The organism is Mycolicibacterium sp. XJ2546 (assembly GCF_053483195.1).
The window spans coordinates 160,020-179,204 of the sequence record NZ_JBEFRW010000002.1 but is presented as its reverse complement, the minus strand read 5'-3'; the positions used below and the strand labels follow the sequence as shown (position 1 = coordinate 179,204).

15 protein-coding genes are annotated in these 19,185 nt (G+C 65.9%); 9 read left to right on the top strand and 6 right to left on the bottom strand.

Going from position 1 to position 19,185, the window contains the following annotated elements; translation table 11 throughout:
- Positions 1-97: 97 nt before the first annotated feature.
- The 3 genes from ABQE44_RS04380 (at position 98) to ABQE44_RS04370 (ending at position 3,149) form a co-directional block, all read left to right on the top strand.
- Entirely contained in the window at positions 98-1,279 is a 1,182-nt protein-coding gene (locus ABQE44_RS04380) for a LuxR C-terminal-related transcriptional regulator (RefSeq protein WP_448428481.1), read from the top strand.
- Between the two features lie 209 nt (positions 1,280-1,488).
- Complete coding sequence (locus ABQE44_RS04375) at positions 1,489-1,881, top strand: limonene-1,2-epoxide hydrolase family protein (protein WP_448392830.1); 393 nt, start codon at positions 1,489-1,491, stop codon at positions 1,879-1,881.
- An 83-nt stretch (positions 1,882-1,964) separates the two neighbouring features.
- Entirely contained in the window at positions 1,965-3,149 is a 1,185-nt protein-coding gene (locus ABQE44_RS04370) for a TetR/AcrR family transcriptional regulator (RefSeq protein ID WP_448392829.1), read from the top strand.
- A gap of 6 nt (positions 3,150-3,155) precedes the next feature.
- On the opposite strand, the gene ABQE44_RS04365 is transcribed toward ABQE44_RS04370, so the two are convergent.
- Genes ABQE44_RS04365 through ABQE44_RS04340 form a run of 6 tightly spaced genes read right to left on the bottom strand, consistent with a single transcriptional unit; the run spans position 3,156 to position 10,311 of the window.
- Positions 3,156-3,926, bottom strand: a complete 771-nt coding sequence (locus ABQE44_RS04365) for a glucose 1-dehydrogenase (RefSeq protein ID WP_448392828.1) — start codon at positions 3,924-3,926, stop codon at positions 3,156-3,158.
- Between the two features lie 36 nt (positions 3,927-3,962).
- The gene (locus ABQE44_RS04360; protein ID WP_448428479.1) at positions 3,963-5,057 is read right to left on the bottom strand and encodes a 3,4-dihydroxy-2-butanone-4-phosphate synthase; all 1,095 of its coding nucleotides are present in this window, start codon (positions 5,055-5,057) and stop codon (positions 3,963-3,965) included.
- Positions 5,054-5,566: a flavin reductase family protein gene (locus tag ABQE44_RS04355; protein WP_448392826.1), complete on the bottom strand. Its 513-nt coding sequence runs from the start codon at positions 5,564-5,566 to the stop codon at positions 5,054-5,056. The genes ABQE44_RS04360 and ABQE44_RS04355 overlap by 4 nt, the downstream gene beginning before the upstream one ends.
- Positions 5,566-6,621, bottom strand: coding sequence for an alpha/beta fold hydrolase (locus tag ABQE44_RS04350; RefSeq protein WP_448392825.1), 1,056 nt, complete (start codon positions 6,619-6,621; stop codon positions 5,566-5,568). The genes ABQE44_RS04355 and ABQE44_RS04350 overlap by 1 nt, the downstream gene beginning before the upstream one ends.
- 22 nt (positions 6,622-6,643) lie before the next feature.
- Positions 6,644-9,178 (bottom strand): FAD-binding oxidoreductase, encoded by a 2,535-nt coding sequence (locus ABQE44_RS04345; RefSeq protein ID WP_448428477.1) that lies wholly within the window; start codon positions 9,176-9,178, stop codon positions 6,644-6,646.
- A gap of 23 nt (positions 9,179-9,201) precedes the next feature.
- Positions 9,202-10,311, bottom strand: coding sequence for an LLM class flavin-dependent oxidoreductase (locus ABQE44_RS04340; protein WP_448392823.1), 1,110 nt, complete (start codon positions 10,309-10,311; stop codon positions 9,202-9,204).
- A gap of 233 nt (positions 10,312-10,544) precedes the next feature.
- On the opposite strand from ABQE44_RS04340, the gene ABQE44_RS04335 reads away from it, so the two are divergent.
- From ABQE44_RS04335 to ABQE44_RS04310, 6 genes are all read left to right on the top strand, one after another.
- Entirely contained in the window at positions 10,545-11,441 is an 897-nt protein-coding gene (locus ABQE44_RS04335) for an enoyl-CoA hydratase (RefSeq protein WP_448392822.1), read from the top strand.
- Entirely contained in the window at positions 11,441-12,655 is a 1,215-nt protein-coding gene (locus ABQE44_RS04330) for an acyl-CoA dehydrogenase (protein WP_448392821.1), read from the top strand. The genes ABQE44_RS04335 and ABQE44_RS04330 overlap by 1 nt, the downstream gene beginning before the upstream one ends.
- A 1-nt stretch (position 12,656) precedes the next feature.
- Positions 12,657-13,721, top strand: a complete 1,065-nt coding sequence (locus ABQE44_RS04325) for an acyl-CoA dehydrogenase family protein (RefSeq protein WP_448392820.1) — start codon at positions 12,657-12,659, stop codon at positions 13,719-13,721.
- A 23-nt stretch (positions 13,722-13,744) separates the two neighbouring features.
- Entirely contained in the window at positions 13,745-16,888 is a 3,144-nt protein-coding gene (locus tag ABQE44_RS04320; protein WP_448392819.1) for a long-chain-fatty-acid--CoA ligase, read from the top strand.
- Positions 16,889-16,951: 63 nt separating this feature from the next.
- Positions 16,952-17,584 (top strand): class I SAM-dependent methyltransferase, encoded by a 633-nt coding sequence (locus ABQE44_RS04315; protein WP_448392818.1) that lies wholly within the window; start codon positions 16,952-16,954, stop codon positions 17,582-17,584.
- A gap of 78 nt (positions 17,585-17,662) precedes the next feature.
- A complete protein-coding gene (locus ABQE44_RS04310; RefSeq protein WP_448392817.1) occupies positions 17,663-19,183 on the top strand; it encodes a CoA-acylating methylmalonate-semialdehyde dehydrogenase in 1,521 nt (506 codons plus the stop codon).
- The last annotated feature ends 2 nt before the right edge of the window (positions 19,184-19,185 follow it).

Below are 19,185 nucleotides of genomic sequence, written 5' to 3'. Positions count from 1 at the left end.
CAAAGCGATCCCCCGTTGGGGAGTACTCCTACCCCCGTACGAGGGCAATTTGCGGTTCTGACCGCAACGACACCGCGGTCGGGGCACAGTGGACACCATGATCATCGCCGACGGCACACCGGACGCCGAGTCGGGCGAGACGTTGGCGGGCCATCCCGGCTGGGCGTCACGTCCGGCTGAGGAAAGTGAGGCTGCCCGCCGGTACCGAGAGGTGTTTCGGGGTTGGGGTGTCGACCCTACCGACGATCCGATGGCCGTGGTTTCGGAGGCTATCGACAGCAAGGCCACCGAGGTACGAAACGCGTTGGAGGCCTGTGGTGACGAAGAGGCGATCGTCGCGCTGGAGTCGGTGCTCGACTTGTGTTCACTCGAACGGGAGCTGATCGAGGACGGCGCGCGGCGGCGCACTTTCGCGCTGTTACAGGTCCAGGAGGCGTTGAGCAAGCTGCGGGTGGTCGATGATGTCGCGACGATCGTGGACCGGGCGCCGCGAGAGTTGGTGGCGTCGTGCGGATTTGATCGCGCCGTACTTTTCCGCGTGCACGAGGGCCGGATGTTCATGGAGTCGGCCTATTTCGGCGACGATTGCGAGGGTGCCGAGAAGATGGTCGCATTCGCACAGTCCGTGGCGCCGCCGCTGGATCACATGCTGTTGGAGACACAGATGATCCGCCGCCACGCACCGGCGATTGTCCGGGACGCCCGCAACGATCCCCGCGTCAACAGGCCGATCGTCGACTTCTCGATGACTCATTCCTACGTGGCGGCACCGGTGATGCCGACCGGCAAGGTGATCGGTTTCCTGCATGCCGACCGGCTGTATTCGGGCCGCCTGGTCGACGAGATCGACCGCGACACGGTGTGGGCGTTCGCAGAGGGGTTCGGGTATGCCTACGAGCGCACGGTGCTGCTGGAACGGATGCGCCGCCAGCACGCGGAGGTGCGTAACGCACTGGCTTCCGCGGACGAGGCGGCTCGTGCGTTACAAGACGCCGATCTGGACCTGCGCAAGATCGAACCCCTGGAGCGCAGTCCGGCGGCGCGGTCGTTGGCCGAGGTGCAGACGAGGGTGATGACCATCCTCACGCGCCGCGAGGTCGAGGTGCTTCGGCTGATGGCAGCCGGTCGCACGAACCAACAGATCGCCGATGAACTGGTGATCTCGGCGGGCACGGTCAAGTCCCACGTCAAGAGGGTGCTGCGCAAGCTCAACGCGACCAACCGCGCAGAGGCAGCGTCGGCCTACGTGCGTTTGGCCAGTGTTCCCGAACTCAGCTGATCCGAACAGCTTTCACTACCCGGCGCAACCGCTGGCACCGAATCAACGGATGGTGCAGCCCAGCTGAGGATTATGTCTATCACCAGTATCAGCTGACACCAGTTCCTATTGAGTAATTTCGATTGAAATATAAGATATTGCCGAGCGCTAAGTCGCTTGGCAGTACCATGATGCTGGATCAGTTATGACCGGTTCGAAGGAGGCTGCCGATGACCGACACTGCACAAGCCACCGAAAGGCTCGTCCGCGATTTCCTTGACTCCTGGATGACGAGAGATCTCGATGCGATCTGCTCTGCGTTCGCAGACGACGCCGTCTACCACAACGTGCCGGTCGACCCGATTGTCGGTATCACCGCCATACGTGGGATCTTTCAGGCGTTCCTCGACGCGTTCACCGAGGCCAAACTGGACGTCGTCGCGCTCGCCGCGGCGCCAGGGCTGGTGCTGGCCGAACGGGTCGACTACTTCACGCTCACCGAGGGCGGCAAGGTCGAACTGCCGGTGACCGGTGTGTTCGTGGTCGAGGACGGCAAGATCAAACGGTTCAGCGATTACTTCGACCTCGCCGACTTCGAGCGCCAGAGCGGGGTCAAACTGTAGCGGATCTGCGGTGAGCGACTTCTGGCAGGATTGAAGCCGCTAACGTCGGCCGGTTGCGAGGGTGCGAAGGGAGGACCTCCGACATGGAACCCGTCGTCGGCACGGTCAAACGCCGGCCGAAGGATCGCAAAAAGCAGATCCTGCGCCAGGCGGTCCGCCTCTTCACCGAACGCGGCTTTCACTCGGTCCGACTCGAGGAGATCGCCGAGGCCGCCGGTGTCACGGCCCGCGCGCTGTACCGGCACTACGAAAACAAGCAGGCGCTGCTCGCCGCGGTGATCATCACCGCGCAGGACGAGTACCAGTCCGTCCTGGGTCGGGATCCGGACTCGACGGATCAACCGCTGCGAGACCAATTGCCGGACCTGATCACCGCTGCCGTCGCGACCCGCGCGTTGACGGTGTTGTGGCAGCGCGAGGCGCGCTACCTCAACGACGCCGACCGGGCGCAGGTGCGCAGCAGGATCAACACCATCGTCGCGGGCATGCAGGCCGGCATCCGGTTGGAAGTGCCCGAGCTGAGCGACCGGCATTCCAGGCTCCGCGCTTGGGCGGTCTCGAGCACGTTGACCAGCCTCGGCCGCCACTCCCACACCCTCCCGCGGGAAGAGCTCAAAGACCTTCTCTACCAAGCCTGTATGGCTGCCGCACGGACAGCGCCGGTCAGCGACCTGACTTCCAATATCGCGACCGCCCATCCCGAACGCGCGCTGTTCTCCCGGCACGAGACACTGCTGGCGGCTGGTGCGCGGTTGTTCCGCGCACAGGGCTACCCGGCTGTCAGCACCAGCGAGATCGGGAAGTCGGTCGGTATTGCGGGCCCGGGTTTGTACCGGTCGTTCTCTTCCAAGCAGGCGATCCTGGACACGCTGATCCGCCGTCTGCACGAATGGTGGACGCTTGAATGCGTCCGAGCATTGCGGGCCGACGGTGACGAGGCCGCACGGCTGCAGCGACTGGTCGCCGGACGGGTCCGTGTCAGCCTCGACGACCCGGACCTGGTGTCGGTGTCGATCACCGAACTCGCCCATGCCTCCGAGGAGGTGCGCGAGAGCTACCTCAGGAGCCAGGCGGACCGCGAGGCGGTGTGGACGGAGCTCATCCGCAAGCTGGTGCCCGAGACCACCCCGGCGCAGGCCCGCCTGCTGGTAGCGGCGGCCGACAGCTTTGTCGACGATGTGGCGCGGACATGGCGGCTGACGCAATATGCGGGGGTGACCGACGAGATCACCGCCCTGGCACTGGCCATCCTGACCAGCAGACGCTGACGGTCGTCACCACAGCGCGGCGGCGGTGCCGCCGTCCGCGAGCTGTGCGCTGCCGTTGACCATCGAGGCATCATCGGACAGCAGAAAGGCCACCACCCCGGCCATCTCCTCGGGACCGGCCATCCGGCCCTGCAAACGATCGATCATCGAGTCGGCTCCGCCTTCGCCGAGCGCCTCATCGAAGGTCGTCATCGCCGTCCGTTGCATCGGGGTGTCCACGAAAGCGGGCAGCACGGCGTTGGATCGCACGTTCGCCGAACGTAATTCGGCGGCGGTGACGCGACTCAGGTGGATGATCCCCGCCTTGGACATACCGTAGGCCGAGGTGCCGCCTGCCGCCTTGAGCCCGGCCAGCGAGGACATATTGACGATGGCGCCGCCACCGCGTTCGATCATCTTCGGCGCCGCATGCTTGGTACACAACCAGGCACCACGTAGGTTGATTTGGATCACGCGGTCGAAATCCTCGAGCGCGGTGTCGAGCACCGAAGCGAAGTGCACCACACCGGCATTGGCTACCAGCTTGTCGACGCCTCCGAAGGCCGCCGTACAGGCATCGACCATGGCGATCACCTGCTGTTCGTCGCTGACGTCGACGCGATGCGCGACCGCACCGCCACCGACCTTCGCTGCCGCGGCCTCGGCGGACCCGGCGTCGATATCGGCGCACAACACCCGACAGCCCTCGGCGCCAAGCCGTTCCGCGATCGCCAGGCCGATCCCTGCGCCCGCTCCGGTCACGATCGCCGTCTTGCCGGCCAGGTCTGGATATGTCATCGAACTCCCTTGGGTGGTGTCGTCATGGCTGCCATTTCACCCCGCGACCCGTAGCCCATGCTCGCGAATCGCCCCGAAAATCACCAAACCGAATCCCGGTTCGTCATCGGCCAGCCTGACGGTGTAGACCCCGAGATCGCGCAGAATCCACGCCACCGTCTGCGACAGCTCTTCTGAATCAACCTCTTCGGTGTCGGTCAGGCCGCAGGCACGCATGGGGACGGCGGGGCGGAGGTAAACGACGACCCCGCCGTCGCGTGCCCGCATCTCGCTCAGCGCGTTGTCCAGGGTGGTACCGCACCGGCAGGCGGTCGACCCGAACACATCTGACGACAGGCACTCGACGTGGACGTGCAGCGGTACCGGCACCCCGGCTCCGACGTCGCCGACGATGACGGCGAGGTGCTCACCGTCGCCGTGTGTCTCGCGGAAACCCATGACACGGAACCTGCTGCCCCGGTTGGGCAACACCGTTTCTGCCATCCGCACGACCTGAGGTTCGGTGCGGCGCCGGTAGCTGACGAGCTCCGCGACGGAAACAACCGCCAAACCGTGCTCGAGGGCGAACTCGAGGAGCTCGCCGCTCCGGGCCATCCCGTTGGGACGCTGGCGCGACACGATGTCGCACAACCCCGCCGCCTCTCGCCGGCCCGCGAGGCGGGCGAGGTCGAGCGCGGCCTCGGCGGGACCCGGCCGCCCGAGTACGCCGCCGGGTGCCACCTCGACCGGAACCACATGTCCGGGTCGGCGAAAGTCCACTGAGTCAGCGGTTTTGGCTGCCAGCGCCGCGATGGTCGCGGCACGGTCGGTCGCCGATATGCCGGTGCCGGTCCCCTTCCAGTCGACCGTCACCCGGTGCGCACTCGCATCGGACCGCGCACCTGATCCGGCATTGCCGCGGTGGCATATCGGTGGCAGGTTCAGTCGCTCGCACTCGGCGGTCGGCAGCGCGACCCTGACATAGCCCGAAGTATGCCGAACCGTGAAGGCCAGCAGCCGTGGCGTGGCGGCTTCGGCGGCGAAGGCGAGGTATCCCTCATGGTCGTGCTCGGGGCCCATGGTCACCACGACCGGGCGGCCGGCGCCCACCGCGGTGATCGCGCGGCGCACCCTGGTATCGGTCGTCTTCATGTCTGCTCCTGCAAGTCTGCGCAGGCGATCCGGCGAAAGCGGCTGCCATGGAACACCAGTGGCGCAATCTCGGCATCTGCGTCCAAGGCACAGACCTCGAGGACCACGATCGTGTGATCACCGGCCCGCACTTCGGTGCGCGGCCGACAGTCCAACCAGGCGCTCGCCCTGGACACGAACACCGCTCCGTTCGCCAGCTCCGTCCAGGGCACACCGGCGAACCTGTCACCGTCTTTGCGTGACAGGCTGCGGCACGCCTCAGCGTGGTTCTCCGCCAGCACGCTCAAGCCCAGCCGCGCCGCCCTTTTCAGTCGCGGCCATGTCCTGGAGTCGTTTCGGATGCAGATCGAGACCAGTGGCGGTTCGACCGAAACCGACGTGAACGAACTGGCGGCCAACCCGACCGGCTCACCGTGGACCATCGCGCACACGGCGGCCACCCCGGACGGGTAACAGCCGTAGACCTGTCGCAGTTCGGCGCCGTCGATGGGAACGGGGCGCAGGGCCATTAGCGCAGTCCCGCCAGGAAATCGAGCAGTAACCGGTTGGTCTCCTTGGGCTCCTCTTGTTGGATCCAGTGCCCGACATCGGCGATCATGTGGGTGCCGCAGTAGTTGGGCATCACCTCATGCGCGCGTTCCACCGCCTCGGCGCCCCACGTCGTTCCGACGTCGTACTGGCCCCCGATGAACAACGCCGGCGGGATCAGCGGCGTGTTTTCCTGCTCGGCGAGGTCGCACCAGTCGTTGTCGATGTTGTGGTAGAAACTCAGCGGCCCGCCGAACCCGGACCGTTCGAACTCTGCGGTGTAGAAGTCGAGATCGGCCTCGGTGAACCAGTCCGGCATCGTCTCCGGGTACATGAACGCGTCCTTGAGGCGGGCCCCCTCGGCCAGACACAGCGGGCCGGAGCGGATCACCTCGATCGGGTCCATCGATTCCAGGTCGACGCCGGCCGCCACCGCCGCCTGCGTGGCCGCGATCATCCCCTGACCAGACACGGTGTAGGTCAGCCCGAGCAACCAGGCGCGCAGATCCTCTTCGATCTCGGTGATGACGGCGTCTTGTTCGGCGAAGTAGTCCTGATACCAGAGCTTGCCGGGGCCCGCCAGCTCGAGGTGGTAGTCCTTGGGCCTGCGCTCACCGAACGGGCTGCCGGGCAGGCCGATCACGCCGCGCCCGGCGAACGGAACGCTGATGCCGACGACGCCGCGGCAGCGTTCAGGGTGCAACCAGGCGAATGTCCACGCCACCGGCGCGCCCCAGTCGTGACCGACCACCACTGCCTGCTTCTCACCGTAGGCGTCGAGAACGCCCACGATGTCCCCGACCAATTCCTTGATGCGGTACGCCTTTTGCACCCGGTACTTCGACGAGCGTCCGTAGCCGCGCTGGTCGATGGCAACCACCCGGTAGCCCGCGCCGGCCAACGCCGGAATCTGATGACGCCAGGAGTACCAGGACTCCGGGAACCCGTGTACCAGGATCACCAGCGGTCCCTCGCCTTCCTCCACGGCATGGATCCGGGCGCCCCGGCAGTTCAGCAACCGATGGGTCTGCGACATTCTCGACATCTGTGCCCCTTCTCTAGCGGGTGTGGCTTGCGGCGAAACCGGCTGTCAGTGCCTGGGATTGCTCGAGGTGGTCGGGGGCGGGAACCGTGCGGTTCTGGTAGTTGCGGGCAATCAGCGTCTGCTGGCCCGACAGCCTGGTCCGCGCCCAATTGCCCAGCACCCGCGTGGCAAACCTCGGTGACATCAGCGCCGCCGGTGGCTTGACCAGATGGACAACCGCCAGGAACTCGCCGTAGCTTTCGGGGTCATCGTGTACCAGTTCCAGCACCCGGTCCATGTACCAGGTCAGTGCGCCGAAGTAGAACGGCCGCTTCTTGGCCACATCCTTCAACCAGTCGAACCGAAAGTTCTGCTCTCTGATCACAAACCAGGCGGTGTCGGCCAGCTTCGCGATCCGACGGTAGTAGCGCCGCGGCAGATCGGGGTCACCGGATCCGCGTTTCGCGAGCAGCGTCTGCATCTCGCGGACTTCCTTGAGCGCCAGGGTCATACCGAGTCCCGACACCGGATCGGAACTGGTGTAGGCGTCGCCCACCGCCAGCAATCCGCTGGGCAGGTTGCGCTTCTTCTCGTAATGCAGCCTCAGCATGTTGGGATAGCGGAAGTTGTAGATCGGCGATGCCGGTTCCAGGCCGTCGATGTTTTCGCCGACCACCGGTGAGGGCATCAGGTCGGCGAAGCGACGAAACTCCTCGGCGGTGCGCGGCGGCGAATAGCAGTTGTAGGCGACCAGTGTGGTGGACAGGATGGTGCGCGAACTATCGGTGTAGTACTGCGCCGCGTAGGTGTCCTCATACGGACGGTACGCGTAGCAGATCATCATCACCTTGTCCTGCCACTGACGTTCGGGTGGTACCCGGTGGTACATGGTCGAGTAGAAGCAGTTGATGATGTCCTGTTCGATCTCGGGCGCCCCGATCCCGGCCTGCTCGAGGAACTCCGGAACGCGGGTGTTCTTGCCCGAGGCGTCGACGACGAATTCAGCGGGCACGACCTCCAATTCACCGCGCCGGTCCACGGCGACGCCGATCACGGTGTTGGCTTCGCGGTCGTAGACCAGGTCGGCGACCTCTGCCTCGTAATGAAACTCGACGCGCGGTTCGTCGTCGAGGCGACGGCGCACGCACCACTCGAGCAGCGGACGACCGGCGCAGACGATCTGGATATCGCCGGTTCCCGGCTTCTTCCAGGTGCCGCCCAGCCGGATCCGGTACTGAGCGGCCATGTCGACGTCGAATGCGCCTTCGCGCACCATATCGTCGATGATGCCGGGGAATATCCGCTCCAACTCGATGCGCCCGGCGGTGAGCAGGTGGTGCAGATGCCAGCCCTGAGCGGCACCCGGACGACCTTCGCGGCGGCGGTGCGGGTCGTCCTTCTCCAGCACGATCACCCGCTCGAAGAACTCGGTCAGCATCTTGGCGGCGGCAATGCCGGCGATGCTGCCTCCGATGACGACGGCGGTGCCGCGACCGCGGTACCGCACGTCGGCCAGATCGACATCGGCGTAGTCCAGCCGCAGCGGGACGCGCCGCCGTGCCGCCCCGCTCGGCACAAACTTCTCATAGTAAAGGCCGATGCGGTGAATGTTGCGGTTGTCCAACCAGTTCCGGACGGCTTCCACCATCGCGGCCGGACCGCACAGATAGACATCTGCGTCGCCGCCGGCGAGCATCTCATCGTCGAGCAAATCAGTCACCAGCCCGACCGGCCCGGACCAGCGGTCATCGGCACGTGACACGATCGTGTGCACGCATAGGTTCGGGATCCGCTGCTGCAACTGCACGAGCTCGTCGCGTTTGCAGAGGTCCTCGACGTCGGTGACCCCGTACAGCAGGTGGATCGGCTGGCCGGGATCGCCGGTCAAACTCTGCGCCATCGCCAGCACCGCCGACAATCCGGTGCCACCGGCGACCAGGACCAGCGGGCGCACCACCGGTCGTAGGTAGAAGCTGCCTTTGCTGCCGCGCAAGGCGATTCGGTCACCGGGTTTGGCGCGGTCGCGCAGGTAGTCCGACATGACACCGCTGGGAAGCAACCGGATGATGAACTCGAGTTCAGCGCGTCCGTCGGCCGGATGCGCATAGGAGTAATTGCGCCACGTGTCCGTTCCGGGAACCTGCAACTGCGCGAACTGCCCCGCCTGGTAGGACAGCGCGGGCATAGCCGAAACGTCGAGCCGCAGAATGGCCGTGGACGACGAGATGAGCTGCACCTCGGTGACCGTGGCATGCCCGGCGACCAGTTTGGCAGCGTTGTCGTCAGCCGGGTACTGCAGGTCGATAAGGCAGTCGGAGTTGGCGAATGTCTGGCACGTCAGCACCTTTCGCGCGTCGCGTTCGACCTCGGATAGCCCTTCGGTACGTCCCATCTCGTACTCACCGGAGCGGCAGGTGCCCACACAGGTGCCGCAGATGCCGCTCTGGCACTCGTTGACGATCGCAATGCCGTTTTCTTCCGCAGCTTCCAGAATCGTCTGGTCGGGCCGCGCGGTCATCATTCTGCACGCACCGTCTGAGTACCGGACGGTGATCTTGTGTGGGTCCATCGCGATGCCTTTCGATTCGGCGACTAGGCGATTGCGATCGCGGGCTTATTGGCGATGCGGGCGTTCAGCCTGGGCATGACCTCCTCGGCAAGCAGCCGCATCGACTCCTTCCACGGTCCGGGGTTGTCGCTGTAATCGCAACCGAGGGTCAGCAGGTGACCGAAGCCGCCGACCTGGTCATAGGTGGCCTCCAGCTTGTCGACCACTGTCTCGACGGAGCCGACCACAAAAGTGTTCTCCGCCAGGTATTCCGGTGTTACGTCCTCATCGGGAACCGAGGGGTTGTGCTTGTAGAACTTGGTCATGCCGAACATCCGGAACGTCGGCAGAACGTACTCGCGCATGAAGCGGCCAATCATGCCGTCGACGGCGTATCGGAATGCCTGTTCGTCGGTTTCAGCGACGACGACCTCGCGCACCAGGCGCCAGTCGCGGCGGTCCGGAGTACGGCCGCTGCGGGCGGCCCCCTCGAGCACTGCGTCCCAGTGCGTCGCGACGTACTCGGTGTTCAGATCGAGGCTCATCGGAAGATAGCCGCGCTCACCGGCAAGCTTGAGCGTTTCGGAGCCGGCGCTGAACCCGGTCACCCCGATCGGCGGGTGAGGCGCCTGGAAGGGCTTGATGTGCCGATGCATCAGGCCTTCGAACATCGGGGCGATCCCGTTGGCATTCCAGTACTTTCCGCGGTACTCCCACGGGTTGTCCTCGGTCCAGACCTTGAGCATGATCTCGAGTGCTTCCCGGGTCATTTCCCGGTGCTCACCGTTCTGCCCGTCGACATCGAAGAGCGCCCAGTCGCCGGGGATACCGCTGGCACCCACCCCGAGCATGAAGCGGCCCTGGGCGAGGTGGTCGAAATAGGCGACCCGGTGCGCCAATTCCACCGGATGGTGGTACGGAAGCAGATGGGCGCCGGGCGCCAACTTGATCGACTTCGTCCGCAGCAGCGCCTGGGCCAGCAGCAGGTCCGGTGCGCAGATCGGCTCCCAGGGCACGGTGAAGTGCTCGCCGACCCACGCCTCGACGTAACCCAGTTCGTCGGCGAGTTGGATCAGCTCGAGATCCCACTGGGTCGCGTCGTACAGGCTGCGCTCCGGCGGGTGCGCCGGCATGAGAAATAGTCCCAGTTCCATCTTCAGCCCTCTCAGTAGTTGCCCGCTCGCCAGACGGCTCGCTGCGATGTGCACCACAGTACTAGCAAGATACTTCATCTAGCGCAAGTAGGCTACTGTCTTGGCGATTTACTTCTTCAATTATTTCGTAACTGACGTACTGGCTATGGACATACCGCGTTGGGTCCGCGTAGCCTGCTCGATGAGCAGCGTGGCCGCGCCTAAAGCGGTGACGACCCGAAGGGAGCATTTTCGTGCAGCATTTCGACTACCTCGATTACGAGCTCCTCGATGACGGCCGAATCGCCGTCATCACACTCAACCGCCCGAAACAGCGCAACGCGCAGAACCGCGGAATGCTTGTCGAGCTCGGATCGGCTTTTGAGCTCGCCGAAGAGGACGATGCCGTGCGGGTGGTCATCCTGCGCGGTGCCGGGCCGTCCTTCTCCGCCGGCCATGACCTGGGATCCTCCGACGACGTTCGCGAGCGTTCACCCGGACCCGGTCAGCACCGGACGTATCTCTGCAACGGCGGAACGATCGGCGGGGTCGAGACACGACATCGGCAGGAATGGCACTACTTCTTCGAGAACACCAAGCGCTGGCGCAATCTGCGCAAGATCACCGTCGCCGAGGTACACGGGATGGTCTTGTCGGCCGGGCTGATGCTGGCGTGGTGTTGCGATCTCATCGTCGCGGCCGACGACACCATCTTCGCCGACGTCGTCGGAACCCGCCTCGGAATGTGCGGTGTGGAGTACTTCGGCCATCCGTGGGAGTTCGGCCCCCGCAAGGCCAAAGAGCTGCTGCTCACCGGCGACGCGCTCAGCGCTGACGATGCGCACGCTCTCGGGATGGTCAGCAAGGTCTTTCCCAACGACGAACTGGCGCAGAACACCGTCGAATTCGCCCGTCGGATCGCCAAGGTGCCGACCCTGGCCGCACTGCTCATCAAGGAGTCGGTGAACCAAAGCGTCGACGCCATGGGGTTCAGCAGCGCGCTGGACGCCTGCTTCTCGCTGCATCAGCTTAACCATGCTCATTGGGCCGACATCACCGGCGATCCGTTGGGCATCGGCACCGTCGCGCACGGGCTCGAGGACTGGCGGCTGTCACCGGAGATCCTCCCTGCGGCCAAGCGGCGGCCCTGATGGACGTCGACTACCCGCCGGAGGCGACCGCCTTCCGCGACCAGATCCGGGCGTTTCTGGCTGAACACCTGCCGAGTGACTGGGTTGGTGCCGGTGCGCTGCCGCCTGACGAGCGCGAACAGCTCGGGGCGCGGTGGCGCAAGATCCTCGCCGATCGCGGTCTGATCGCGGTGTCCTGGCCCAAGGAGTACGGCGGTGGCGGGCTCTCGGTGATCGAGCAGCTGGTGCTGGCCGAGGAGTTCGCCCGCGCCGGCGCCCCCGACCGCGACGAGAACGATCTGGCCGGCATCGAACTGCTCGGCAACACGATGATCGCGCTGGGCTCCGAGGAGCAGAAGCGCCACTTCTTACCGCGCATCCTGACCGGCGAGGACCGCTGGTGCCAAGGGTTCTCCGAACCCGAGGCCGGCTCCGACCTGGCCTCCGTGCGAACCAAGGCGGTGCTGGATCGCGGCGACTGGGTTATCAACGGACAGAAGATCTGGACCTCGGCCGGTCCCACGGCCAACTGGATCTTCGTGCTCGCCCGCACCGACCCCGATGCGCCCAAGCACCGCGGCCTGTCGATGCTGCTGGTGCCGATCGAGCAACCCGGCGTCGTGGTGCGGCCGATCGTCAACGCCGCCGGACACGCCTCGTTCAGCGAGGTGTTCTTCACCGATGCCCGCGCCCGTGCCGCCGATGTGCTCGGTGGCGTTGGCGGCGGCTGGCGCACCGCGATGACACTGCTCGGTTTCGAACGTGGCTCACAGATCATCACCGCCGCAGCGGAGTTCGGCCGTGATCTTGAGCGGCTGGTGATTCTGGCCCGGCAGCGCGGACGGAACATCGATCCACACGTGCGCGACGAGCTGGCGTGGTGCTATTCACGCGTGCAGATCTTGCGCTATCAGGGGTTTCGCGGTCTGACAGCGTTGTTGAACGGGGAGCGTCCCGGCGCCGACGCGGCGATACACAAAGTCATCTGGAGCGAGTACTTCCAGCGTTACACCGAACTCGCAGTCGAAATCCTCGGCCTCGATGCACTCAGCCCCGAAGGCCCGGGAAACGGTGCGGCGCTGATCATTCCGGCAGCAGGCACACCCAACTCTGCCAGCTGCTGGATGGATGAGCTGCTGTACGCGCGCGCCGCAACCATCTATGCCGGCAGCTCACAGATTCAGCGCAACGTGATCGGCGAGCAGCTGTTGGGTCTGCCCAAGGAGTCCCGCTGACATGGATTTCCGGTACAGCACCGAGCAGCACGACTTTCGTGCCGCGCTGCGTGGCCTGCTCTGCGAGGCAGCGCCGCTGCATCGCGTACGCGAGATGTCGGGGTTCGACGAACACCTGTGGCGGCGGCTGTGCACTGAAATGGAGCTACCCGCGATACACGTCGGGGCCGAGTACGGCGGCGCGGGCGGATCCCTGGTGGAGGCCGCCATCGTCTTCGAAGAGCTCGGCCGGGGGCTGACGCCGGTTCCCTTGCCGGGCACCGTCTTGGTGACCGAGGCCTTGCTGCGGATGGGCGACGAGGAACAGCGCCGCAGGCTGCTACCCGGGTTGCTGAGCGGGGAAGCGATCGGAGCTTTCGCATTGGCAGAGCCGGACACGGCGGTGCGAGCCAACGTCGCCGGCGACCGCATCACCTTGTCGGGCACCTGCTCACCGGTGCTGCACGGACACGTCGCCGACCTGTTTCTGATACCGGCCGAGCACGACGGAGCGCTTCGGCTGTACCTGGTGGCCGCCGACGCCCCCGGCGTTTCCGTGGCACCGCTGCCGTCGTTCGACACCACCCGACCGGTCGCCCGGCTCACGTTGCAGCGGGCGCCCGCGGAGGAGCTGGCGTCGTCCGACTCCTGGGAGCGGGTACTCGACGTGGCGCGTGTGCTGTTGGCAGCCGAGATGCTCGGCGGCGCCGAAACGTGTCTGGAGCTGTCGGTTGAATATGCCACCAGCAGAAGGCAATTCGATCGACCGATCGGCTCGTTCCAGGCAGTCAAGCATGCGTGCGCCGAGATGATGATCGAGATCGACGCCACCAGGGTCGCTGTCATGTACGCCGCGATGAGCGCCGCCGATCCCGAGCAGCTCGCGATCACCGCTCCGCTGGTCAAGGCCCAGGCCGCCGACACCTTTGCTATGTGCGCCGGTGCGGCGATGCAGGTGCACGGTGGCATCGCGTTCACCTGGGAGCACGACATCCATTTGTACTTCCGCCGTGCCAAGACCACCGCAGCCCTGTTCGGCAGCAGCACCCATCACCGGGCGCTGCTCGCCGACCGCGTCGGTTTGTAAACCCGCATCGGGAGGAGCCAGCGATGACCATCTCGCCGTCCACGGGTATCACGCTCAGCGACGCACTCACGCGGCAGGCGCGAGTGCGTCCGGCCGACGTCGCGTTCGTCGACTGGCAACGACGATGCACGTTCGAAGAAATCGACCGCCGGGTGACGCGCCTGGCCAACGCGCTGGCGGCGCGTGGCGTCGGCCGTGGCGACCGAGTGGCAGTGCTGGGGCTGAACCGGATCGAGATCGTCGAAAGCTGGTTCGCCGCACTGCGCCTGGGCGCGATCGTGGTCCCGGTGAACTTCCGGCTCGTCGCCAACGAGGTCGGCTATGTGCTTTCTGACAGCGGTTCTTCCGCGGTGATCGTCGATGGTGACCTCGCCGCCGTCGCCGAGAAGGCACGCGCCGCCGCGCCGTCAGTACACACCGTGTTGACCATCGGTGGCGACTTCGAGGACGCCATCACCGCTGCCAGTGCCGACCCTGTCGGCGGACCCGACGTCGACCAGGCCCCCGCGTTCCTCGTGTACACCTCCGGGACCACCGGCTTCCCCAAGGGTGCGGTGCTCACCCACCGCAATCTCTATCTGCACGCGTTCAGTTCGATGGCCAGCCTCGGCCACCGGGACGACGACGACTGTTGGATGGGCGTCGCCCCGCTGTTCCACACCGCGGGGATCTCCGGGATGTTGCCGGCGTTTCTGACCGGCGGCAAGGTCGTGATTCCGCCGTCGGGCGGTTTCGACGCCGAGGCCACCATCCGCACGATTGTCGACGAGCGGGTGTCGTCGTGCTTCATGACACCGGCGCAGTGGCAGACGGTATGCGCACTGGACAACCTCGCCGACTGGGATCTGTCGCGTCTGCGCCGGGTCTGGTGGGGCGCAGCGCCCGCATCGACGACGTTGCTGCAGAACATGATCGACGCGTTCCCCCAGGCCGAGATCATCGCCGCCTTCGGCCAGACCGAGTGCAGTCCGATCACTTGCCTGCTGCGGGGCGAGGACGCGGTGGCCAAGATCGGCTCGGTGGGCACCCCGATGCTCAACGTCGAGGCGCGCATCGTCGACGAGGACATGAACGACGTCACGCCCGGCACCGTCGGCGAGATCGTGTATCTGGGCCCGCTGGTGATGACGGAGTACTGGAACAAGCCCGCCGAGACTGCCGAGGCCTTTCGGGGCGGATGGTTCCACTCCGGTGACCTGGTCCGGCAGGACCAGCAGGGCTACATTTATGTGGTCGACCGGAAAAAGGACATGATCATCTCGGGCGGTGAGAACATCTACAGCGCCGAGGTGGAGAGCGCTGTGGCGGCCCAACCGAAGGTCGCCGAGGTGGCGGTGATCGGTGTGCCCGATCCGGATTGGGGCGAGACACCGATGGCGGTGATCGTGCCGCGCGACGCCGCCGACCCGCCGACCGAGGCCGAGATCGAGTCGCACTGCCGGGCGCAGCTGGCCGCCTACAAGCGACCGCGACGCATCGCGCTCGTCCAGGAGTTACCCCGCAACGCGGCCGGCAAGGTCCTCAAGAACGTGCTGCGTGAGACCTATGCGGCGGCTCTTGCCTACGCCGCGGGGCCGACCGACGTCCCCCTGCTCGAGGAGACCATCGGGGCCAATTTCGAACGCACGGTCTCGGCCCATCCCGACGTCGACGCGCTCGTCGACGTGACCACCGGCCGACGCTGGACCTATGCCGAACTCAATGCCGAAATCGACGTCGTCGCAAGGGGTTTAATGGCTCTCGGAATCGCGGCGGGCGACCGCGTCGGTATCTGGGCACCCAACTGCGCGGAGTGGACGATCCTGCAGTACGCCACCGCCAAAGTCGGCGCGATCCTCGTGACGGTCAACCCCGCCTACCGCACGCATGAGCTGACCTACGTGCTACAGCACTCGGGGATCCGGATGCTGGTGGCGGCCACCGAGTTCAAGTCCTCCGACTACCGCGCCATGGTCGCCGAAGTGCGTCCGGCAGCGTCCGACCTGACCGAGGTGGTGTTCGTCGGCACCGACGACTGGCAGCAACTTCGACGGCGGGCCGACGACATCTCGGTCGACGACCTGCGCGCCCGGATGACCAGCCTGGCACCATCGGATCCCATCAATATCCAATACACCTCGGGCACAACGGGTTCACCGAAGGGCGCGGTGCTGTCACACCGCAATATCCTCAACAACGGCTTCTTCGTCACCGAGCTGATCAACCTCCGCGAAGACGATCGGCTGTGCATCCCGGTGCCGTTCTACCACTGTTTCGGCATGGTGATGGGCAACCTCGGTGCCACCACCCACGGCGCGACCATGGTGATCCCGGCCCCCGGCTTCGACCCGGCGGCGACGCTGGCGGCCATCGAGGCCGAACGCTGCACCGCCGTTTACGGGGTGCCGACCATGTTCGTGGCGATGCTGGCCCACCCGGACCTGGCGCGACGCGATGTGTCGTCGTTACGCACCGGAATCATGGCGGGCGCGACCTGCCCGGTGGAGCTCATGAAGCGCTGCATCAACGAACTGCACATGTCGGAGGTGTCGATCGCCTATGGCATGACCGAGACCTCTCCGGTGTCCTGCCAGACCCGCATCGACGACGACCTTGACCGGCGCACCGCCACCGTCGGGCGTGTGCACCCCCACGTCGAGATCAAGGTTGTCGACCCCGACACCGGAACGACGCTCAACCGCGGTGTGCCAGGCGAGTTCTGCACGCGGGGCTACTCGGTGATGACCGGCTACTGGTGCGACGAGGACAAGACCCGCGAGGCCATCGACGGCGACGGCTGGATGCACACCGGCGACCTCGCCGTGATGCGCGACGACGGGTACTGCCGGATCGTCGGGCGCATCAAGGACATGGTGATCCGCGGGGGCGAGAACGTGTACCCCCGTGAGATCGAGGACTTCCTGCACTCCCACCCCGATATCGAGGATGTGCAGGTGATCGGTGTACCCGACGACGATTACGGCGAGGAGATCTGCGCCTGGGTCAAGATGCGGTCGGGTGCAGAGCCGCTCGATGCCGCCGCGGTGCGCAAATTCGCCACCGGAAAGCTCGCGCACTACAAGATCCCGCGCTATGTCCACATCGTCGAGGAGTTCCCGATGACCGTCACCGGCAAGGTGCGCAAGGTCGACATGCGCGCCGAGACCATCCGGTTGCTCGACCTCTGACCTCCAATTGCCAATACGGCAATATGTGTTGCCACCTAGGAGACCTCACCGGATGGTGGAGGTATGACGAGCGAACTTGATCAGAATTACTGGGACGAGCGGTGGGAGCAGGTCTACCGCACCCGCCAGGCCACCGCCGATAGCCGCGAGCCGAACCCGCAACTGCGCGCCGAAGTCAGCGCGCTCAAACCCGGCCGAGCGCTGGATGCCGGTTGCGGCAACGGGTCCGACGCGATGTGGCTTGCCACGCAGGGCTGGCAGGTGACCGCCGCGGACTTTTCCACCGCCGCGCTCAAGCACGCGCGAAGACGCGCCGACGACGCCAACTTGGGCGACCGAATCGATTGGGTGCACGCCGATCTCGGTAGCTGGACGCCGCCCGCCGCCCGTTTCGATCTGGTGACCAGCCACTACCTTCACGGTGTGCCGCAACGGACGTCGGCCTTTCGCCGCCTCGGTAATGCGGTGGCGCCCGGCGGCACGCTGCTGATCGTCGGCCATCATCCCGACGACCGACCCGATGACCCCGCAGCGCCTCCTCTGGAGGCGTTCTTCCGGGTGGAGGAACTGCTCGACGCCCTGGACCCGGCCGGCTGGCATGTCGTCGTCGCCGAGACCAGGGTGCGCCCCGGCGCCGACCACGACGGCAACCCGATCACCCGCACCGACGCGGTGCTGCGGGCACAACGACGCTGATCGGGCAGCGCACCCCCTTGCGTACGTGCCCAGCGCATTACTAGGATATCCAACTATCTAGTAGCGAAGGGCAAGCTCATGACCAAGCAGATTCCGCACTTCATCAACGGGCAGCGCACCGCCGGTGAGTCCAAGCGCACCGCCGACGTGTTGAACCCGAGCACCGGGCAGGTGCAGGCCACGGTGCCGATGGCCTCGGCCGCCGACGTCGACGCCGCGGTGGCAGGCGCCGTCGATGCACAAAAGGAGTGGGCGGCGTGGAACCCGCAGCGCCGCGCACGCGTCATGATGAAGTTCATCGAGCTGGTCAACCAGAACATCGACGAGCTCGCCGAACTGCTCTCTCTCGAACATGGCAAGACGCTCGCCGACTCACGCGGCGACGTCCAGCGCGGCATCGAGGTCATCGAGTTCTCCGTCGGCATCCCGCACCTGCTCAAGGGTGAGTACACCGAGGGCGCCGGCCCGGGTATCGACGTGTACTCGCTGCGCCAGCCGCTCGGCGTGGTCGCGGGCATCACCCCGTTCAACTTCCCGGCGATGATCCCGTTGTGGAAGGCGGGCCCGGCGCTCGCATGCGGAAACGCCTTCATTCTCAAGCCTTCTGAGCGGGACCCGTCGGTTCCGCTGCGGCTGGGCGAGCTGTTCATCGAGGCGGGGCTTCCGCCCGGCGTGTTCCAGGTCGTACACGGCGACAAGGAGGCCGTCGACGCCATCCTCGAGCACCCGACCATCGCGGCCGTCGGCTTCGTCGGCAGCTCCGACATCGCGCAGTACATCTACTCCGGCGCGGCCGCCAACGGAAAGCGCTCACAGTGCTTCGGCGGCGCCAAGAACCACATGATCGTCATGCCCGACGCCGACCTCGACCAAGCCGTCGACGCGTTGATCGGGGCGGGCTACGGCAGCGCCGGGGAACGCTGCATGGCGATCAGCGTCGCCGTCCCGGTCGGTGAGCAGACCGCAGATCGCCTGCGCGCCAGGCTCGTCGAACGCATCAACAACCTGCGGGTCGGCCACAGCCTCGATCCCAAGGCCGACTACGGGCCGCTGGTCACCGAGGCCGCGCTGGCGCGGGTGCGCGACTACATCGCCCAGGGTGTGGACGCCGGCGCCGAACTTGTGGTCGACGGACGCGAACGCGGCAGCGACGAACTGCAATTCGGCGACGACAGCCTCGAGGGCGGCTACTTCATCGGGCCCACCCTGTTCGACCACGTCACCACCGACATGTCGATCTACACCGACGAGATCTTCGGCCCGGTGCTGTGCATGGTCCGGGCGCACGACTATGACGAGGCGCTGCGGCTGCCCTCCGAACACGAGTACGGCAACGGGGTCGCGATCTTCACCCGCGACGGCGACGCGGCCCGCGACTTCGTCTCGCGCGTGCAGGTCGGCATGGTCGGCGTCAACGTGCCGATCCCGGTTCCGGTGGCCTACCACACCTTCGGCGGCTGGAAGCGCTCCGGCTTCGGCGACCTCAACCAGCACGGGCCGCACTCGATCCTGTTCTACACCAAGACCAAGACCGTTACGCAGCGGTGGCCCTCGGGCATCAAGGACGGCGCGGAGTTCGTCCTGCCCACCATGAAGTAGGC